The organism is Sphingobium xenophagum NBRC 107872, from assembly GCF_000367345.1.
In the GTDB taxonomy this organism is placed as follows: Bacteria; Pseudomonadota; Alphaproteobacteria; order Sphingomonadales; family Sphingomonadaceae; genus Sphingobium; species Sphingobium xenophagum.
Genome location: NZ_BARE01000134.1, coordinates 1 through 878 on the forward strand (window position 1 = coordinate 1; position 878 = coordinate 878).

Genomic DNA, 878 nt, shown 5'->3' on the forward strand with positions numbered 1-878 from the left:
CTCTGTTGCAAAGATTGGCGGCAGTCAGAGGTAGGCTGTCGCTCTGCGCCGATCAGGCGGCTGCTGCGAAATGGTGGTTGAGCATGCCCATGGCCTCCGTCAGCGCCGAGGGCCCAATGCCAAAAGCTCTCTCCACAAGGCGCACCTCGCCCCTGATGCCGGGCTGCAGGCACCAGGGGCGAGCCTGTCCTTTGCGCAGGGCTCGCATGACTTCGAATCCCTTGATCGTGGCATAGGCCGTGGGGATCGATTTGAAACCGCGCACCGGCTTGATCAGTATCTTGAGCTTTCCGTGATCGGCCTCGATCACGTTATTGAGATACTTCACCTGCCGGTGGGCCGTCTCCCGGTCCAGCTTTCCTTCGCGCTTCAATTCGGTGATCGCTGCACCATAGCTCGGCGCTTTGTCGGTATTGAGCGTGGCAGGCTTTTCCCAGTGCTTCAGGCCTCGCAGGGCCTTGCCCAGGAACCGCTTCGCTGCCTTGGCGCTGCGGGTCGGCGACAGGTAGAAATCGATCGTGTCGCCCCGCTTGTCGACTGCCCGGTACAGGTAGGTCCACTTGCCCCGCACCTTGACGTAGGTTTCATCCAGGCGCCAGCTCGGATCAAAGCCACGCCGCCAGAACCAGCGCAGCCGCTTCTCCATCTCCGGGGCGTAGCACTGGACCCAGCGATAGATCGTCGTATGGTCGACCGAAATGCCGCGTTCCGCCAGCATTTCCTCAAGGTCGCGATAGCTGATCGGATAGCGACAATACCAGCGCACCGCCCACAGGATCACATCACCCTGGAAATGGCGCCACTTGAAATCCGTCATCGTTCCGTCCGTCCAATCTCCGCCAAGCATGCTCAAGCTTCACGATTTTTGCAACAGAGCC

At 60.5% G+C, this 878-nt stretch carries 1 protein-coding gene; it reads right to left on the reverse strand.

Going from position 1 to position 878, the window contains the following annotated elements:
* Nucleotides 1-52: 52 nt before the first annotated feature.
* A complete protein-coding gene (locus tag SX1_RS22225; RefSeq protein ID WP_001389365.1) occupies nucleotides 53-817 on the reverse strand; it encodes an IS6-like element IS6100 family transposase in 765 nt (254 codons plus the stop codon).
* Nucleotides 818-878 lie beyond the last annotated feature (61 nt).